Source organism: Rossellomorea sedimentorum (assembly GCF_046237645.1).
Taxonomy (GTDB): domain Bacteria; phylum Bacillota; class Bacilli; order Bacillales; family Bacillaceae_B; genus Rossellomorea; species Rossellomorea sedimentorum.
Map to the genome: position 1 here is coordinate 3,209,768 of NZ_CP143546.1, position 18,499 is coordinate 3,228,266.

The 18,499-nt window shown below is 42.2% G+C and carries 14 protein-coding genes; all 14 read right to left on the bottom strand.

Features of this window, described 5'->3' with window-relative positions; translation table 11 throughout:
- Positions 1 to 343: 343 nt before the first annotated feature.
- On the bottom strand, positions 344 to 724 hold the full coding sequence (gene speD, locus V1502_RS15850) for an adenosylmethionine decarboxylase (protein ID WP_006837820.1): 381 nt from the start codon (positions 722 to 724) through the stop codon (positions 344 to 346).
- An 802-nt stretch (positions 725 to 1,526) separates the two neighbouring features.
- Positions 1,527 to 2,549: a glyceraldehyde-3-phosphate dehydrogenase gene (locus tag V1502_RS15855; RefSeq protein WP_409251594.1), complete on the bottom strand. Its 1,023-nt coding sequence runs from the start codon at positions 2,547 to 2,549 to the stop codon at positions 1,527 to 1,529.
- Positions 2,550 to 2,945: 396 nt separating this feature from the next.
- Positions 2,946 to 3,548, bottom strand: a complete 603-nt coding sequence (gene coaE / locus V1502_RS15860) for a dephospho-CoA kinase (RefSeq protein ID WP_409251595.1) — start codon at positions 3,546 to 3,548, stop codon at positions 2,946 to 2,948.
- Between the two features lie 20 nt (positions 3,549 to 3,568).
- Positions 3,569 to 4,201: a sporulation membrane protein YtaF gene (ytaF, locus tag V1502_RS15865; RefSeq protein WP_409251596.1), complete on the bottom strand. Its 633-nt coding sequence runs from the start codon at positions 4,199 to 4,201 to the stop codon at positions 3,569 to 3,571.
- Between the two features lie 280 nt (positions 4,202 to 4,481).
- Complete coding sequence (mutM, locus tag V1502_RS15870) at positions 4,482 to 5,306, bottom strand: DNA-formamidopyrimidine glycosylase (RefSeq protein WP_409251597.1); 825 nt, start codon at positions 5,304 to 5,306, stop codon at positions 4,482 to 4,484.
- A gap of 23 nt (positions 5,307 to 5,329) precedes the next feature.
- Positions 5,330 to 7,957, bottom strand: a complete 2,628-nt coding sequence (polA, locus tag V1502_RS15875) for a DNA polymerase I (protein WP_409251598.1) — start codon at positions 7,955 to 7,957, stop codon at positions 5,330 to 5,332.
- A gap of 150 nt (positions 7,958 to 8,107) precedes the next feature.
- Positions 8,108 to 9,043 carry a protease modulator HflC gene (gene hflC / locus V1502_RS15880; protein WP_409251599.1) on the bottom strand — a complete coding sequence of 312 codons (936 nt, stop codon included), beginning with the start codon at positions 9,041 to 9,043 and terminating at the stop codon, positions 8,108 to 8,110.
- On the bottom strand, positions 9,040 to 9,999 hold the full coding sequence (gene hflK / locus V1502_RS15885; protein ID WP_409251600.1) for an FtsH protease activity modulator HflK: 960 nt from the start codon (positions 9,997 to 9,999) through the stop codon (positions 9,040 to 9,042). Before hflK ends, hflC begins: the two co-directional genes overlap by 4 nt.
- A gap of 1,047 nt (positions 10,000 to 11,046) precedes the next feature.
- Positions 11,047 to 12,843, bottom strand: a complete 1,797-nt coding sequence (pnpS, locus tag V1502_RS15890) for a two-component system histidine kinase PnpS (protein WP_409251601.1) — start codon at positions 12,841 to 12,843, stop codon at positions 11,047 to 11,049.
- Positions 12,840 to 13,559: a response regulator transcription factor gene (locus V1502_RS15895; protein ID WP_409251602.1), complete on the bottom strand. Its 720-nt coding sequence runs from the start codon at positions 13,557 to 13,559 to the stop codon at positions 12,840 to 12,842. The genes pnpS and V1502_RS15895 overlap by 4 nt, the downstream gene beginning before the upstream one ends.
- A gap of 294 nt (positions 13,560 to 13,853) precedes the next feature.
- A complete protein-coding gene (locus V1502_RS15900) occupies positions 13,854 to 14,330 on the bottom strand; it encodes a MaoC/PaaZ C-terminal domain-containing protein (RefSeq protein ID WP_409251603.1) in 477 nt (158 codons plus the stop codon).
- Between the two features lie 259 nt (positions 14,331 to 14,589).
- Positions 14,590 to 15,528, bottom strand: a complete 939-nt coding sequence (gene mdh, locus V1502_RS15905) for a malate dehydrogenase (protein ID WP_409251604.1) — start codon at positions 15,526 to 15,528, stop codon at positions 14,590 to 14,592.
- Positions 15,529 to 15,623: 95 nt separating this feature from the next.
- The gene (icd, locus tag V1502_RS15910) at positions 15,624 to 16,892 is read right to left on the bottom strand and encodes an NADP-dependent isocitrate dehydrogenase (protein WP_409251605.1); all 1,269 of its coding nucleotides are present in this window, start codon (positions 16,890 to 16,892) and stop codon (positions 15,624 to 15,626) included.
- A 153-nt stretch (positions 16,893 to 17,045) separates the two neighbouring features.
- Complete coding sequence (gene citZ / locus V1502_RS15915; protein WP_409251606.1) at positions 17,046 to 18,164, bottom strand: citrate synthase; 1,119 nt, start codon at positions 18,162 to 18,164, stop codon at positions 17,046 to 17,048.
- Between the last annotated feature and the right edge of the window lie 335 nt (positions 18,165 to 18,499).

Here is an 18,499-nt window from a genome sequence, read left to right on the forward strand (position 1 = left end):
AGTGACCTCCTGCGGGATTAGCGGTCGTCTAGCTCCAGCACCCAGCCCCTAGGGGTCAAATAACCCGAAGAGAATAAAAGGAAAATTCACCTTTTCTTCTCTTCGGAACTTTTGCCTTTCGGGCCTGAACGGGGTGCTTTCACTTTTGATGACAGGTGAGACCTAGTTTACGTACCCACCGGAACGTAACCCCGCAGGCGAAGCTGAGGAGGCTCACCGCCCGCCCCGCGGATTCGCGCACCTGGAGCGGAAATCAGACTTCGCGATTCATAAAACAACATCATTCTCTAACAAAGCTAAATAAAAAAAGAGCCTTTCTATATTATAGAAGGCTCCGTCATTTTTATAGTGCATTCACTTTTGATTGTTTCACTTGTACAGGACCCATGCCGCGCGGCAATTCAATATTCTCACGCGTTTGTGCATTTAAGGCTTCGGCTATATAATCAGCAGCGATATTAGGATCAAGATCACCGCAAGTATATACATCAATGCTGGCATAACCATGTTCAGGAAAGCTGTGGATCGTCAAGTGAGATTCTGAAATGATAACCACTCCGCTTACACCTTGTGGAGCAAACTTGTGGAAAGCCACCTCACGAACTTCTGCACCTGATTTCAATGCAGCATCTACAAACGTTCTTTCAATCTCGTTTACATCATTTAACTTGTCAAAATCGCAACCCCATAATTCAGAGATTACATGTCTACCCATTGTTTCCATTGTTGTTTCCCCCTTTGACATAATTTTTTTCGTCAAAATGAACCTATCCATCGGCAACATAATAACTACCACGGGGGAAAGTTAGTCCGAAGAGGTCCTAACCCTTTAAGTAGTTAACAATATTTACATTTGCGTTCAAGAAGTTCACGAAAAATAGTATACTTTGTTTATTTCAGATTTGCAATAAAAAATATTAATTATTTTTAAGCCTTTGTTTCCCCCTGAATAAGGCGCCTGAAATGAGCGTTCCAAAAGGTTATTACAAGCATTCCTCCATTTATGAACTTGTCCGCTACCGTCTTTAACTTGTTAGTTTCTTGGTCCTTAAATTGTGTTTTCCCTACTAATAGGTGATTTACGCATGTTTTTTCGATGCTTTGACAGGTAATTTTTTGTCTAAAGGAGACCTTATATTTCTACAGCTTTAAAAGGAGTTTTCCAAACACATCAGTCCCGGTGGTTGGTCCTGGCTGGATTAATCGTTATGTTGCGGACTATAATGCAGGGGCTTTAATCACCATTATAAAGTTGTCTTCGTTTATATTACGGGATTTTCGCTTTTCTCACCCATTATAAAGTTGTCTCTCGTCTATAATAGGAGGTTTTCACCTTTCTCACACATTATAAAGTTGTCTCTCGTCTATAATAGGGTGTTTTCACCTTTCTCACACATTATAAAGTTGTTTATCGTCTATAATACGGGGTTTTCACATACATCAACCAAATTAATTCCCGCACTCTGAGCAATCGGGTACAAAAAAAATAAAAAACCGGGGAATGACCTCCCCGGTTCTAAAAGTTTCTATACATTCACACTTGCTTTCATTTGCTGCGCAACATATTTCGTTAAGTCCACAACCCGGCAGGAGTAGCCCCACTCGTTGTCATACCATGCAAGCACCTTTACTTTACGGTCTCCGATGGCCATTGTGGACAGACCGTCAATGATGGCAGAATGCGGGTTCGTGTTGAAGTCGATGGATACAAGAGGCTCAGTCGTGAATTGCAGGATTCCTTCCAACGAACCTTGTGATGCCGTAATCAAGGCTTCATTGATTTCTTCTGCCGTTACGTCCCGTTTAACATCAACGACCAGATCGACAAGCGATACATTCGGTGTAGGAACACGCAGTGCCATTCCATGGAGCTTTCCTTTTAATTGAGGAAGCACCAATGATAATGCTTTTGCAGCGCCTGTGCTCGTAGGAATGATGGACTGCCCGCAAGCTCTGGCTCTTCTTAAATCTTTATGAGGATTATCGATATTCTTCTGGTCATTAGTATAGGCATGGACCGTTGTCATAAGACCATTTTCGATGCCAAACTGTTCATCCAGCACTTTGGCCACTGGCGCAAGACAGTTTGTTGTACAAGAAGCATTGGAAATGATATTATGTTCCTCAATATTTAGAGCGCTTTCATTTACACCCATAACGATGGTTACATCTTCATTTTTACCAGGCGCAGTAAGAATAACTTTTTTCGCACCGGCCTCAAGATGCAGGCTTGCTTTTTCTTTAGAGTTGAATTTCCCTGTGGCCTCTATCACAATATCAATCCCGAGATCTTTCCAAGGAAGTTCCCTAGGGTCACGATTGCTGATTAACTTTACACGTTTATCATTCACAATGATGGCATCTTCTTCAGTCGCCACTTCAGCCTGGAATGTACCGTGATTAGTGTCATACTTAATCAAATGTGCCAATGTTTCAGCAGGATAACTTGCATTGATTGCTACAACTTCAATGTTTTCATCTAAAATCGCTTTCCTGAAAACCATTCTGCCGATACGCCCAAAACCATTGATTGCAATTTTCGCCTTCATTAATTCGGCTCCCCTCTATATAAACGTTATACTTTTGTGTATTTCAATTAGCAATAGTATAACATATTTACAAAAAAACTGAATGATAAATTCGCATATTTTAAATGATTAATTATTCTGAATTTTAACCCTCTAAGTTTTTTCAATTTAGCCAATCAAGTTCTTATCTAACAATTTACCTTTACCCATCCTGTCTGCTTTTAAAAAGTTGTTCTTGTATTCATTGTCGCTTACGGAAAAGGGACGGGTTTCTCTCTAAAGAGGATGAGCAGTCCTTTTCTTTCTTGCTTTCCAGAGTAAGTTCTATAAAATTGGGCTATCTCCTTGAACTTACTGATAAATAGCGACAAAGTTTTTGAAAAGAGCCAAATAAAAAGAAGCATTGTCTGCTTCTTTTTACGGGATAAGATTCCAGCTGACAATAAGTTCGTCCAGCTGTTTCATCGTTTCTTCAATTGTGCCCCTGTTATCCAATACAGCCTGGGCGAGGCCTTTTTTCTCTTCCAGTGACATTTGGGATTCTATTCGGGCGGTAGCCTCCTCCACTGTCAGGGAGTTTCTTTTCATAAGTCTTTTTAACTGGGTTTCCCGGTCAACATACACAACGATTGTTTTATCGACCATCCAAGTTAAGTTGCTTTCAAAAAGGAGCGGAATATCCATGATAACCGTCTGCTTTCCAGCATCAAAGGCCCCATCTTTCTCAGCCAGCATTTGAGCTCTCACCGCTGGGTGGACGATTTCATTCAGCTCTTTCCTGCGTTCTTCATCTGTGAAAATAATGTCTCCCAGCGCTGAACGATTTAATGTGCCATCGGGATTAAGGATGCCCCCTCCGAATGCCTCGATTATCTTCTGAAGTGCGGGTTCACCTGGTTCCACTGCTTTCCGGGCAGCCTCGTCAGCATCCACCACTGAAAAACCTTTTTGTTCAAGAAGATTTGAAACTGTACTTTTACCGCTGGCAATCCCGCCAGTCAGTCCGATAATTGACTTCACTCTGAGTCATCCTTTCTTCATTAAAACCGGAGCACCCCAATCAGGATTAAAAGGACACCTGGTAAAAACGATACCTTCTGCACCCACCCAAGATGGGCACAATTTTTTCCTATTTTCAATCCTGCAGACAGAAATACCATGCTCATAATCATGACAGTAAAAGCCAGCAGTAGCGGAGAATACCCTAACAGCGCCGCTCCGATTCCAGCACCGAAAGCATCAAGAGACAGGGCCAGCCCCAGCATAATCGCTTCAACACCCGTAATTGTGCCGGATTTATCGAAGTCTGCAGCCATGGGCCTTTTCAAAATATTTATGACCAGCCCAATTGATTCAATTTCAAAGTTAAATAAAATTTTCTCTTCATCTCCACCAGCCTCTTTCCCCGAACGAAAGAATTGCAGCAGGACAAATGCACCGAGGGCAATCAGAATAAGGCCTCCAATTTTACCGGCAGTACCTTCCGAGAGGACGTTTTCTGCAGCTCCTCCTATAGACATCGCTGCCAGGAGCGAGCCGGCGGAACAAATTGATATGATTATAATAGATCTCAGCGGCATCCCCATTTTTCTCAGGCCATATGTCAGACCCGTACTAAAGCTGTCCAGGCTTACGGCGAACGCAAGCATGATTAATAAAAGTGCTCCACTCATGTTGATAAGCTCCTCCTCCGACTATGAATCAGGAGAGTCGACACCAGAAATACGTTCCGGTGAAATCACTTTCTCCATACGTTAAAAACTACGATAGTATATGGAGAGAGCTTATCAGTTGTTAAGAATCACTTTATTTTGCTTCAGTGCAGGGTTAACTTATTTGAAGTATTATTTAGGCTTTTACCCAGATTTCATATTATTGAAAATACTCTTGAAGGCTACTGGATTCCTGTATCCAAAGAAATTAAACCCTTTTTTCATGCACTACAATTCAGTACTACTTCTGGCAATTAGGACAAAAATGAGTCCCTCTTCCGGCTGTTACATTTTTTTCAATCGGCTTGCCGCAATTTCGGCATTCTTCATTTTTCCGCCCATAGACAAACAGCTGCTGCTGGAACATGCCGATTTGTCCTTGCGAGTTCACGTAAGATCGGATCGTGCTGCCACCCTGTTCCACAGCTTCACTTAACGTATCAATAATTTCTTTGTGCAGCTTCTTCATTTCTGATTTTTTAATGGATTTGGCTTTTCTAGCAGGGTGAATTCTGCTTCGAAACAGCGCCTCATCAACATAGATGTTCCCAAGACCGACTAACACCGTCTGATCCAGCAGCACAGCTTTTACAGCACGCTCGGTTTTCGCCAGTTTTTCTGTTAAATAGCCGACGGTGAAATCAGGAGAAAATGGTTCCGGTCCCAGCTGCAATAATGGAAGGTTCAGATTCTCCTCTCCCTTTGGAAACAAGTGCATCGTCCCGAATTTACGTACATCCTTGTATCTTAATTCTGATCCATCATCGAAATGAAAAATGACATGGGTATGTTTCTCTATCGTTTCGTCGCCGGGAAACACCCCATACCTCCCTTCCATACGAAGGTGGGAAACAAGGGAATAATGATCCGTTTGAAGGATGAGAAATTTCCCTCTCCGATCGACAGCTTGAATGGTTTCACCCTGAAGGGATAACTTGAATTCTTCCACTTCATGAGGAAGCTTGACCATCTTCGGCCAAAAAACCGATACAGATCGTATTCTTTTTCCGGTAACCAATTCCGCCAGCGTTCTTCTGACGGTTTCCACTTCTGGCAGTTCTGGCAACTCAGATCACTCCCTGGTTGTATTTATTTTGCGTCATACCATGTCGGTCCATAAGAATAATCTACTTTTAACGGGACCTCAAGTTCCACGGCATTCTCCATCACTTCTGGCACGATCTCTTTTAAACGTTGTATTTCATCCTCCGGTGCCTCAAATATCAATTCATCGTGGACCTGCAGCAGCAGGCGCGCTTGAAGGTTTTCTTTCTCCAGCCTTTCAGCCATATCTATCATGGCCTTTTTAATAATATCTGCAGCACTTCCCTGAATAGGGGTGTTCATTGCTGTCCTTTCAGCAAAGCTGCGTAGATTGAAGTTCCGGCTTGTAATTTCAGGGATATATCTGCGTCTATGCAGGAGCGTTTTGACGAACCCTTTTTGTTTCGCTTCACTGATGATGTCGTCCATGTATGCTTTAACACCAGGATAGCTTTCAAGGTAACGCTGAATAAACTCACCGGCTTCCTTCCTCGTGATCCCCAAACTTTGAGAAAGGCCAAAATCACTGATTCCATAGACAATGCCGAAATTAACGGCTTTTGCATGTCTTCTCATATTTGAAGTAACGCTGTCAGCATCGACATGGAATACATCCATCGCTGTTTTGGTATGGATATCCATTCCTTCGTTGAAAGCATGAATAAGCTTTTCATCACCGGCAATATGTGCAAGGACACGGAGTTCAATCTGTGAATAGTCCGCCGCGAACATCAGCCAATTTTTCTCTGAAGGAACGAATGCCTGTCTGATTTTCCGTCCTTCCTCCAGACGGATCGGGATATTCTGCAGATTCGGATCGGTTGAACTGAGTCTGCCTGTCTGAGTCAAAGCCTGGTTAAAACGGGTATGGACTTTATTAGTATCTTCATGAGTTACTTTTAGCAGTCCTTCAATATAGGTGGACTGCAGCTTACCGAGCTGACGGTAATTCAGGATATGGTCGACGATCTCATGCTTCGACTGTAGTTTCTCAAGTACATCCGCAGACGTAGAGTAGCCTGTCTTTGTCTTTTTAATGACCGGAAGCTCTAACTTTTCGAATAAAATGACTCCAAGCTGTTTTGGGGAATTGATGTTAAACTCCTCACCTGCCAGCTCATAGATGGTCTTTTCCATTTCATCAAGCCTTTCAGCCAATTCCGTCTTCATTTCTTTCAGCCGATCCACGTCGACAGCTACACCCGTATACTCCATATCGGCAAGGATGATGGCCAGCGGCAGTTCAAGGTCCGTAAACAACTGATACTGGTCGTTCTCCTTTAATGACTCTTCGCATGTGCTCTTCAATTCATAGACGACATTCGCTTTTCTCGCCAGATGCTCCGCCAATTTTTCTTCCTGAGGTACTTTCCGCTTTGCACCTTTTCCATAAACCGCTTCATCCGATTCTATAACAGAAGCACCGTGTCTTTTCGCAACAGAAGCAAAATCATCTGCCGATTCAGCTGGATTGAGAATGTATGAAGCAATCAGCAAGTCAAACTCAACACCGTTCAGTTCAACATCTTTCCTCCTCAAGGAAACGATGGACCTCTTGGCGTCATACACCGATTTCTTCATGCTTTCATCAGCGGCCCATTTTTTGAAAACATCCGAAGCCAGGGCTGTTTCCAACGTGAAAAAATAATTCCCGCCTTCATTCCTCATGCTGATTCCGACAATCTCTCCGTTAAAATAATTGTCTTCTATCACTTCAACATATAGTGAAGACTCATCTTTTAGGTGTTCCTCTTTGATTTCAGTTAAAATTTCATAAGAAACGTCCTGCAGGTCCTGTTCTTCTTCAACCGTCTCGCCCATCTTTTCTAAAAGGGAGTTGAACCCTAACTCTTTAAAGAATGCTTTCAGTTTCTTCTCATCGCTTCCCTCATAATTCAGTTCATCTACGGTAACCTCTACCGGTGCTTCTCTGAGAATTGTCACTAGTTCTTTACTCATCACAGCCTGATCTTTGTGTTCTTCCAGCTTTTCCTTCAGCTTTTTGCCGCTAACTTCATCGATCGAGTCCAAAAGCTTTTCAATAGTTCCAAACTGCTTCAACAGCTTGATCGCCGTTTTCTCGCCAACTCCCGGTACTCCTGGAATGTTATCAGAACTGTCCCCCATCAACCCTTTCATATCAATGATCCTATCAGGGGTAATCTCCCATTTCTCCATGATATGTTGAGGCGTATACATTTCAATATCCGTAATCCCTTTACGAGTGATGCCCACAGTAGTGGTTTGAGAGCTCAGCTGGGTAAGGTCTTTATCTCCGGAGATGATCTTCACTTCAAAGCCGTCTTTTTCTGCCTGCAGTGAAAGAGTTCCGATTATATCATCAGCCTCGTAGTTTTCAAGTTCATATCTCGGAATTTGGTAAGCATCCAGAAGCTCTCTTATATAAGGAAATTGCTCAGATAACTCTGGCGGTGTTTTCTGCCTGCCGCCTTTGTATTCTCCGAAGGTTTTATGTCTGAACGTCGTCTTTCCGGCATCAAATGCCACCAGTATATGTGTCGGTTCTTCATCTGTCATGATTTTTTGCAGCATGGTGGTAAAACCGTAAACAGCATTTGTATGTACCCCTTTATCATTATTTAATAAAGGCAGCGCAAAAAAGGCGCGATAAGCTATACTGTTTCCGTCTATCAGAACTAACTTTTTCTTCATAATAAGCCTCCCAGGTCAAGGTTATTGTCCGTTATAAAAAACGACAAAAAAACCGCTATCTTTCCTTCATTCTATCATGTTCAGAATAGAAAGGAAAAATAACGGCCCTCTTGTTGACAGGTATCAGCTTACTTATAAAAGTATGCTTTTTTATTCTGTATAACCCATCAGCAACTCAGCATAAGGTGAGTTGGATGGAAGAACAAGGACGGTTTCTCCGTCAATGGTTTTCTTATAAGACTCAAGAGTTCTGAATAATTGATAGAATTCAGGGTCCTTTGAAAATGACTCGTTGTAGATCTTAGCAGCTGCAGACTCTCCTTCGGCTCTGATGACATTGGCGTCAGCCTTGGCTTTTGCAAGCAGTTCAGTGACTTCGCGATCGGTTTCAGCCATGATTCTCTGCTTTTCCGCATCTCCCTTTGACAGGTATTCCTGAGCTGTTTTTTCCCGTTCTGAGATCATCCGTGTATAGACGGAGTTTTCGTTGGCTTCAGGTAAATCTGTCCTTTTCATTCTGATATCAGTGACAGTAATTCCGTAGTTTCCTTTTTCAAGAAGTTCATTGACTCTTGCAGTCACCCGATCATTAAGGCTTCCGCGTGCAGATTTCTCATCATTGATGACTTCTGCATAGTTAAGCTTACCAAGCTCGGCACGAACAACAGAATAAATGAATTCTTCCATTCTAGTTTCAGCATTGATCACATTTCTCGCATTGGAAATCATTTTGAGCGGATCTACAATTCTCCACACAGCATAGTTATCGATCATCATTCTCTTCTTATCTTTCGTATTGATTTCCGCTTCCGATACATCATAAGTCATTTGATACTTCGGAAGAGTGGACAACGTCTGAATGAACGGGATTTTATAGCTAAGTCCCGGTTCATCTTCTATTCTTACAACCTCACCGAATTGACGAACAACCCGGTACTCTCCTTCTTTGACCACAAATACATTCAGCAGAACCAACAGCGCCGCCGCTATAACGGCAATTAGAAAGATACCCAGTTTCGTGTATTGCCTCCATTGAATGTCAGGTTTTTTCTTATCATTCAAATTGGTAATATTGGAATCACTCATTGAGTAGCAGTCCCTTCTTGACCTTGAACAGGCTTTTCTTTTTCTATTGGACGTATCGGGAAGTATTTCATTGTGTTTCCGTCGTCATTCATGATATAAACTTCTGCATCAGGTAAAACTTTCTCCAGTGTTTCCAAGACCAAACGCTGCTTCGTGATTTCCGGGTTGCCTTTATATTCAGCATACAGCTTATCGAAAACCGCTACGTCTCCGCGCGCCTGCTCAATCCTGGCAGCTTTTTCACCTGTCGCCCTTGAAATGATGGCATCTTTTTCACCCAGAGATTCATTTAACTTCTGATTCTGGTATTTTTCAGCTTCATTTATTTTTGTATTCATGGTTTCCCTTGCATCAGTAACATCCGTGAACGCCTTTCGCACTTCATCATTAGGCAGCTCGACATCCTGCAATTTCACACCAATAACCGAGATTCCAATATCATATTTATCAATCAGCGTTGCAAGTAAGTCCCTGACTTCTGCCTCTATTTCAGCTTTCCCTGAAGTCAATGCCTCATCGATTTCTGTGCTTCCAATGATACTTCTTAAAGAAGAGGAAGTGGCATCATATAATATTTCTTTTGGGTCTTCGGCATTAAATAGATATTTCTCAGGATTTGTGATTTTCCACTGAACGACCATGTCAGCCAAAACAATATACTCATCACCGGTAATCATTTTCGTTTCTTTCGGGAATTCTGTGATTTCCCCATCTTTTTCTTCATAGCCGAACTGAAGGCTGTAAGTTTCTTTTGATAATTTTTCTACTGTCTGAATCGGCCATGGCATTTTAAATTTCAAGCCGGATTCTGTTATGGTCTGACCGGCCTCCCCAAATGTCAGGACGACAGCCTGGTCTGATTCATCTACTGTGAACCAAGATGTAAAAAGAATGACGATCAGAATAATTGCTCCGACTATCATCCCTGTTACCTTATAAATTTGATTAAGGCTCATATTCATACCCCTTTCTATCTCGTTATCTACTTTACGATTTAAACAAAGATTGGTTTCATTTTCATTACAAAAAATTATCCAATGCTAAAAGCTGCGGTCATGAGGGCTCATATGAACTGCTTCATTATTGAGGATCTATGACCAATCCAGTTTTGCTTCATTCAGGCATCGGCGACCTCATTGAGGGACTTTGACCACCCCGATTCGCTTTCACTCTGAAATCGACAACCTCATTGGGCGACTTTGACTACTCCGATTCGCTTTCACTCTGGAATCGACAACCTCATTGGGAGACTTTGACTACTCCGATTCGCTTTCACTTTGGAATCGACAACCTCATTAGGGGACTTTGACTACTCCGACTCGGTTTCACTTTGGAATCGACAACCTCATTGGGGGACTTTGACCACTACGATTCGGTTCCTCACCACAATCGACAACCTCATTGGGGGACTTTGACGACTTCGATACGGCTCCACACCACAATCGACAACCTCATTGGGGGACTTTGACGACTTCGATTCGGTTCCTCACCACAATCGACAACCTCATTGGGGGACTTTGACGACTTCGATTGGGTTCCTCACCACAATCGACAACCTCATTGGGGGACTTTGACGACTTCGATTCGGTTCCTCACCACAATCGACAACCTCATTGGGGGACTTTGACTACTCCGATTCGGTTTCACTCTGGAATCGACAACCTCATTGGGGGACTTTGACGACTTCGATCCGGTTCCACACCACAATCGGCATCCTAACCCAAACTCTATGATTATTATGACTGGTCTTCGCAATTCTGATAAAAGAGCTCTCCGTATTGATGGTAGATTTATGAATAGACTTATCGCCGAATGCACTGAGAGATATGTCTGTAATAGCGGATCAAAATAGAAGTTAGATGAGGGAAGTTTAAAAAATAGAAAAGGTGAGAACGGGGTCAGTTCTCACCTTTTCATGGCTCCTTGGATGAAGGGGTTTTCACTTAGTATAGTAACACCCTTTTATTAAGCTACATTGAAAAAAATGTAAAGCCTGTGTAAAGTTACTTATTTTCTAAAAATACCTTACCAGCATGATCCCCAGGAAACTTCTTTTCCAGTGAAACGGTGAAGGCGGTACCTTCGTTCACCTTACTTTCCACCTCAATACTTCCTCCGTGAGCTTCAATTAAATGTTTTACGATAGCCAGACCAAGCCCTGTCCCACCGGAATCGCGGCTTCTCGCCTTATCCACCCGGTAGAACCTTTCAAATATGCGGGGAATCTCTTTCTCGTCAATCCCGATTCCATTGTCCCGAACTTCTACTTCTACCGTGGACTCTGACTGTTTTAGTGTAATCGTTACTTTCCCGCCGGCAGGTGTATAGGTGATGGCATTGCCGATTAAGTTGATGAATATTTGTTTGATCCTGAGTGAGTCTACCTCTGCAATGGCACTCTTATCCCCAAGAAGAACAAGCTCAATGTCCTTTTTCTCCGGTTTTTTCTCAAGAATGGCCATAACATCTTCAAGGGTTTCTCTCATATCTGCGTCATGGATATTGAGTTGAAAACCTTGCTTCTCCATCTTTGACAAATCCAGCAGATCAGTGATCAGCGACTGCAGCCTGTCGCTTTCCCGCAGAATTATATTTAAGAACATTTCCAATGTCTCTTTATCATTCATTGCCCCGTCCAATAGCGTTTCTGTGAATCCTTTTATTGACGTGATGGGAGTCCTGAGTTCATGGGAAACATTCGCGACAAAATCCTTTCTCATTTGTTCAAGTTTTTTCAGCTCAGTAATATCATGAAAAACAAGCACTATTCCTTTCCACTCTTCCTTGGTTCCTATTATTGGAGCACCGTATAATTCGAAGTGCCTTCTTTCAATTTTCAGAGGGAGGAGCAGCTGTTTCCGAATTTTTTGCTCTGTCATGAATATCTCTTCGACTAATTTATTTACTTCAGGAAATTTTATTACCTCATAATATCGTTTGTTTGTGATACGGTCCGGCGTAATGGAAAAAAACTCTTTGAAAGCCTTGTTTGTCAACACCGCATAACCCCTGTGGTCGATAAGTAACAAGCCGCTTCCCATATTTTCAATTAGTGTGGTCAACCGGTTTTGCTGAATGTCTTGTGCAGAAGTCATTTCCTGCAGATTTCTGGCGAGTATATTGATGGATGTACTCAACATACTGGTTTCATCCATGCGGTCCTCATAGGTTCTCGCCCGATAATTCCCTTTAGCCAGCTCCATTGCCACCTGTGTCGCGGAATCAATCGGTTTCGTGTAGCGTGAGGTAATCCTGCTACCCAGCATAAGGATGACGACCAGCGCAATACCGAGTGATATTGAAAGGACGGCCCAGATTTGTTTATACCCTGCAACCAGAATATCGACTCGGGAGCTCATTATTAAAAGAGAAGACTCCTCTCCGTCACCTATCGGCTGCCAGTAATACACAACTTCACTGCCATTTCTCATCAATTCGGTTTGTTCAAGGCCGCTGTTCCAATCTGTAACAATTTCCGATATGACCTCATTTTGCTTTTCTGTATCTATACCGGGTAAAGGTCCACTATCCTTTAAGATATCCCCATCCGGTCCGGTAATGGTGACCCGGATATCAAGCAATTGGCTGATTTCCTCTATCTGCATGTCGGAAATGGACTGAGGTTCTTGAGAAGTAATCACCTCACTCACAACAAGTTTGGCTTCTTTCTCAATTCGGTTATTAAAAGACTGCAAATAATAACTTTTAAAAATTTGCCCCAGCAGCAACCCAAGCCCGATCAGTACAACAATGATCAGCATGATGAGAGCGAACAGGAGCCGTGATCTGAATTTAATCATGAACCTTTCTGCTCTTCCAGCTTATAGCCTAATCCCCTGATGGTTTTGATATAGGCCGGCTTTTTAGTATTGGTTTCAATTTTTTCTCTTAAGTGGCTGATATGTACGTCAACGATTCTGGTATCTCCGGCAAAGTCATAATTCCATACAGCACTAAGCAGCTGATCCCGGGTTAGCACTCTCCCGCGATTTTCTGTCAGATACAGAAGGAGTTCAAATTCCTTCGGAGTCAGTTCCAACAGGGTCTCTGCAAAATAGGCCTCATATTGTTCAGGGAAGACCTTTAATTCACCTACTTGAAGATAATCTTTCTGCTCTGAACGAAGATGCTCTGCAGCGTCTATCATAGCCTGGCTTCTGCGCAGAATTGCTTTTACCCTTGCCATAACTTCCCTCGGGCTGAACGGCTTGGTCATATAATCATCTGCGCCCAGCTCAAGGCCCAATACTTTATCAAACTCATCATCCTTCGCAGTCAGCATCAGGATGGGAATCATCACTTTCTGCTGGCGAATCTGTTTACAAACTTCAATCCCATCAATTTTTGGAAGCATTAAATCAAGGATCATTAAATCAGGAACTTGTTCCAATGCCAAATCTCGGCCTTCTTCACCATCATAGGCTGTAATCACTGAATAGCCCGCCTGCTCAAGATTATACTTCAACAGTGTGACAATTGATTGCTCATCGTCTACTACTAGAATCTTTTTGCTCATTAAGTGTTCCTCCGTCTACCTGTATTAAAAACCCCATCATCCAAAAATTATTTAATTATGCCTTCATTATAATATAAACAAAGACAAGATTCCCAACCCAGAACCAGATTTCTTAATGATAACCCTTACAAGTCGTTAAGGTTTGATTATCTCAAGCCGGCAACTGTTGGGTTACTTTTCAGTGCGTAAGTAACCTCGGGCCCTGAAGCTGGAATTGTGTAACATAGTTAAAAGTATCCCGTTTTTTTTCATAAAAAAAGACCAACCAGAACTACCGGTCAGTCTTCCTCTGCATTAAAAGTTTTCGAGTGCACTTCCATTCATTTTTTCCAGTTTATGCGGCGGGCAGACACTGACTGATCCTCTAATAACGGTCTCCTCCTGCTCATTCGTGGCTATCACATCGATGGTAACCAAGTGGCTGCTGCTGTCTATATTTTTCACTTCAAATAGAAATTGAATTGTTTCATAATGGAAAACAGGCTTAGGAAACTCAAGCTCCTGCTTCATGATGTGTGACCCTGGACCCGGCAAATATTTTGAGATGGCAGAACTGATGATTCCTGTCAGCATGATGGCAGGGACCAATGGCTTTTTGAATGGCGTCTGCGAGGCATAGTCATGTTGTATGTATAATGGATTAGCATCGTTCGTCAATCCTAGATACAAAAGTAAATCTTTGTCTTCGATTTTCTCTGTCAATGTCAGCTTTTCACCAACTGAAATATCCTCGATTTTCCTACCTGGCTTACGTTTTTTACCTAATAACATAGCTGGCGCACCTCCGTTGTAACCGTTTACAATTAAGAATAGAATAAATACTCTTTATTGTCTGTCTATTTATATATTACCACTAATAGTATAACCTTACAAAGAAGAAATTTTCAGGGTAAGCATAAATAGTTTTTTAATGAAGGGTAGGAAGAGTATTGCTAGTTTTCGTATACTTTACTAATTAGGGTGGAATCATTACTCCTACTAAACAAAAAAACCGAATTCGAAGATTCGAATTCGGTTTTTTTGTTTACAGTTATTTCAAAACATCCATTACATTTTTAACAGAATCTGCAGATTTAGAAAGTGCTGCCTTTTCATCTTCTTCTAATTCAAGTTCAATAATCTGCTCTAGACCATTACCACCCAGGATAGTCGGTACCCCGAGGTAGATTCCTTCGAAACCATACTCGCCTTCCAGATATGCAATAGCCGGAATGACTCTGCGTTGATCTTTGAGAATGGCCTCCACCATTTGAACAAGAGAGGCTGCCGGAGCATAATATGCACTTCCGTTACCTAGCAGGCCGACAATTTCTCCGCCGCCTTTACGGGTGCGTTCAACGATAGCATCCAAGCGATCTTTGGGAATCAGTTTTTCCAGTGGAATTCCCCCAGCATATGAATAGCGTACAAGCGGGACCATGTCATCACCATGACCGCCTAAGACGAAACCTGTAATGTCTTTTACAGAAAGGTTCAATTCCTGGGCTACAAAGGTACGAAAACGAGCTGTGTCCAGTACACCGGATTGTCCGATTACACGGTTCTTAGGGAATCCGGATTCTTTGAATACAGTGTAAGTCATCGCATCAACCGGGTTTGTCAAAACTATGATGATACTTTCAGGAGAATACTTGACGATTTCCTGCGTAACGGATTTCATGATCTTTTGGTTTGTTTGAACAAGATCATCACGGCTCATGCCAGGCTTACGTGCAATTCCTGCCGTGATTACGACTATGTCAGAGCCTTTCGTATCTTCATAGTTCGAGGTACCAGTGATTTTCGCATCGAATCCTTGGACCGGGCTTGCTTCTTCCATATCTAACGCTTTGCCTTTTGTAGGGTCTTCCATTTGCGGTATATCTACAAGTACTACATCACCGAGCTCCTTCTGTGCAAGCATCAATGCGGTTGTAGCCCCTGTGAATCCTCCGCCGATAACTGAAATTTTCTTGCGTCTGATTGCCACAAGAATCGCCTCCATTTTCATAGTATGTGTTAACAGAGAAGGCTTGCATAAAATGCAAGCCGACTCGTTTTCATCCAATTGAATGGAATGACCTATTACATATTTTCGATTAATGCTGTACCGAACTCAGAACATTTAACTTCTGTAGCACCGTCCATTAGACGAGCGAAGTCATATGTTACAACTTTGGATGCGATTGTTTTTTCCATTGATTTAGTAATCAATGTTGCTGCTTCATTCCAGCCAAGGTGTTCAAGCATAAGTACACCCGAAAGGATTACTGAAGATGGGTTAACTTTATCCTGTCCGGCATATTTAGGTGCTGTACCATGAGTCGCTTCAAAGATTGCATGTCCTGTATCGTAGTTAATATTTGCTCCAGGAGCGATTCCAATACCTCCTACTTGTGCAGCAAGAGCATCAGAGATATAGTCACCATTCAAGTTCATTGTAGCGACTACATCGAACTCTGCAGGACGAGTAAGGATTTGTTGAAGGAAGATATCAGCAATTGCATCTTTCACGATGATTTTGCCGGCTGCTTCTGCATCGGATTGAGCTTGATTTGCTGCATCCAGACCTTTTTCGTCCTTGATACGGTCATATTCAGCCCAAGTGAATACTTTTTCACCGAATTCTTTCTCAGCAAGCTCATAACCCCAGTTCTTGAAAGCACCTTCAGTGAACTTCATGATGTTGCCTTTATGTACGAGAGTTACAGACTTACGGCCTTCTGTGATGGCATAGTTGATTGCCGCACGTACCAGGCGCTGAGTCCCTTCTTCAGATACAGGCTTGATTCCAAGACCTGAAGTTTCAGGGAAACGGATTTTGTTTACGCCCATTTCATCTTGAAGGAAAGAGATCAACTTCTTCACTTCATCAGAACCTTTAGCATACTCGATACCTGCATAAATATCTTCTGTATTTTCACGGAAGATCACCATGTCTGTATCTTCAGGACGCTTTACAGGAGAAGGCACACCTTCAAAGTAACGTACCGGACGAAGACATGTGAATAGATCCAACTCTTGGCGAAGCGCAACGTTCAATGAACGGATTCCGCCTCCGATAGGTGTTGTAAGAGGGCCTTTGATGGCGATGAAATATTCGCGAACCGCATCAAGTGTTTCGCTTGGAAGCCACTCGCCAGTTTGATTGTAAGCTTTCTCTCCAGCCAATACTTCTTTCCAGACAAGCTTGCGCTCACCGTTATATGCTTTTTCAACTGCTGCATCCAGTACGCGGGAAGCAGAAGCCCAGATATCAGGACCAGTTCCGTCACCTTCAATGAAAGGGACAATTGGGTTATTCGGTACATTCAAGGTACCATTTTCAACAGTGATTTTTTGACCTTCAGACATACTATTACCTCCAAATTCATGATTAAAGGGACTGATAAAAGGATTGAATACCTTTGAAATCAGACCCGCTTTATTATTGACGGAAAAGGATCTTGTGAAAATAAAAGCCTTTTCCATTGTCATTACACCAGATATTACGCTTTTTGTAAAATATTAACCACGCTGTTCCACAGGTACATATGCTTGTTTTCCAGGACCTGTGTAATCCGCGCGAGGACGGATCAAGCGGTTGTTTGAATACTGTTCAAGGATATGAGCAAGCCATCCAGAAACCCTGCTGACCGCAAAGATCGGGGTAAACAGATCATGGTCAATTCCAAGGCTGTGATAAACAGATGCAGAATAGAAATCAACATTTGGCGGCAAACCTTTTTCAGATGTCACAATTTCTTCGATCTTTGTGGACATTTCATAATATTTGCTTTCGCCTCTTAGTTCAGTCAGCTTCTTGGACATTTCTTTCAAGTGTTTCGCTCTTGGATCACCCTGCTGGTATACACGGTGGCCGAAGCCCATGATTTTTTCTTTATTAGCAAGCTTTTCGCGGATTACGGATTCCACATTGTCTACTGAATCGATTTCAGTAAGCATTTTCATTACCTGCTCATTGGCACCGCCGTGAAGAGGTCCCTTTAAAGCGCCGATTGCCGCAGTTACACCAGAATATACATCAGAAAGTGTAGCCACACAAACACGTGCCGTGAAAGTAGATGCATTCAATTCATGATCTGCATGAAGAACCAGGGCTTTGTTGAATGCTTCAACTTCGATATCGGCAGGCTCATTGCCTGTAAGCATATATAGGAAGTTTGCAGCAAAACCAAGGTCTGTTCTCGGAGCGATAGGTTCTTTTCCGCTTCTAATGCGGGCGAAGGATGTAACAATCGTCGGGATTTTGGCTTGAAGACGGACGGCTTTGCGGAAGTTTGCTGCTTCTTCCATTACATCGGCTTCCTCATCATACAAGCCAAGTAGAGAAACGGCTGATCTTAAGGCAGCCATTGGATGAACGTCTTTGATAGAATACATTTTAAAATGCTCGATTACTTCCTTTGGAAGGGCTGCATTTTCTGCTAATTCCTTTTTCAACTCATCAAGTTCTGAAGCAGTAGGCAATTTAAGATTCCATAATAGATAGATTATTTCTTCGAAGCTAGCATTGTTTGTTAAATCATCGATGTTATATCCAACATATGTAAGAGTATCATCAATGATTGAACTGATTGAAGACGTTGTAGCTACAATACCTTCCAATCCTCGAGTTGCTGTCATAAAAAACCTCTCCTTTATCTGAATTATTGCCCCTTGCCCATTTAAGAATTGGACATTGTTCAAGAGTATTGCAGTCTCTTAACAAGGCTTGTTTCTAAATATAATTGTTTATAAACCAACGCTATCGAGCGCTCGCTCAACACAGTGCCACACATCCTCATAGCCCAAATTCTGAATTTAACACAGATTCAAACTATAGGATGCGCTTTCATTTTCTATTATAAACAATTATCTGACTTTTGTGAATGAAAACGGATTAATTTCTATAATAATTATTTTAGTAGAAAAATAAACTACGGCCTTCCAGTCTTTATCGTAACATAGTATTCCATCTA

Excerpts from the sequence above, each read along its gene's own strand:
- pnpS (WP_409251601.1), bottom strand. The coding sequence starts at position 12,843 with ATGATTAAATTCAGATCACGGCTCCTGTTCGCTCTCATCATGCTGATC.
- citZ (WP_409251606.1), bottom strand. The coding sequence starts at position 18,164 with ATGACAGCAACTCGAGGATTGGAAGGTATTGTAGCTACAACGTCTTCA.
- hflC (WP_409251599.1), bottom strand. The coding sequence starts at position 9,043 with ATGAGTGATTCCAATATTACCAATTTGAATGATAAGAAAAAACCTGAC.
- speD (WP_006837820.1), bottom strand. The coding sequence starts at position 724 with ATGGAAACAATGGGTAGACATGTAATCTCTGAATTATGGGGTTGCGAT.
- icd (WP_409251605.1), bottom strand. The coding sequence starts at position 16,892 with ATGTCTGAAGGTCAAAAAATCACTGTTGAAAATGGTACCTTGAATGTA.
- V1502_RS15855 (WP_409251594.1), bottom strand. The coding sequence starts at position 2,549 with ATGAAGGCGAAAATTGCAATCAATGGTTTTGGGCGTATCGGCAGAATG.
- V1502_RS15895 (WP_409251602.1), bottom strand. The coding sequence starts at position 13,559 with ATGAGCAAAAAGATTCTAGTAGTAGACGATGAGCAATCAATTGTCACA.
- hflK (WP_409251600.1), bottom strand. The coding sequence starts at position 9,999 with ATGAGCCTTAATCAAATTTATAAGGTAACAGGGATGATAGTCGGAGCA.
- polA (WP_409251598.1), bottom strand. The coding sequence starts at position 7,957 with ATGAAGAAAAAGTTAGTTCTGATAGACGGAAACAGTATAGCTTATCGC.
- ytaF (WP_409251596.1), bottom strand. The coding sequence starts at position 4,201 with ATGAGTGGAGCACTTTTATTAATCATGCTTGCGTTCGCCGTAAGCCTG.
- V1502_RS15900 (WP_409251603.1), bottom strand. The coding sequence starts at position 14,330 with ATGTTATTAGGTAAAAAACGTAAGCCAGGTAGGAAAATCGAGGATATT.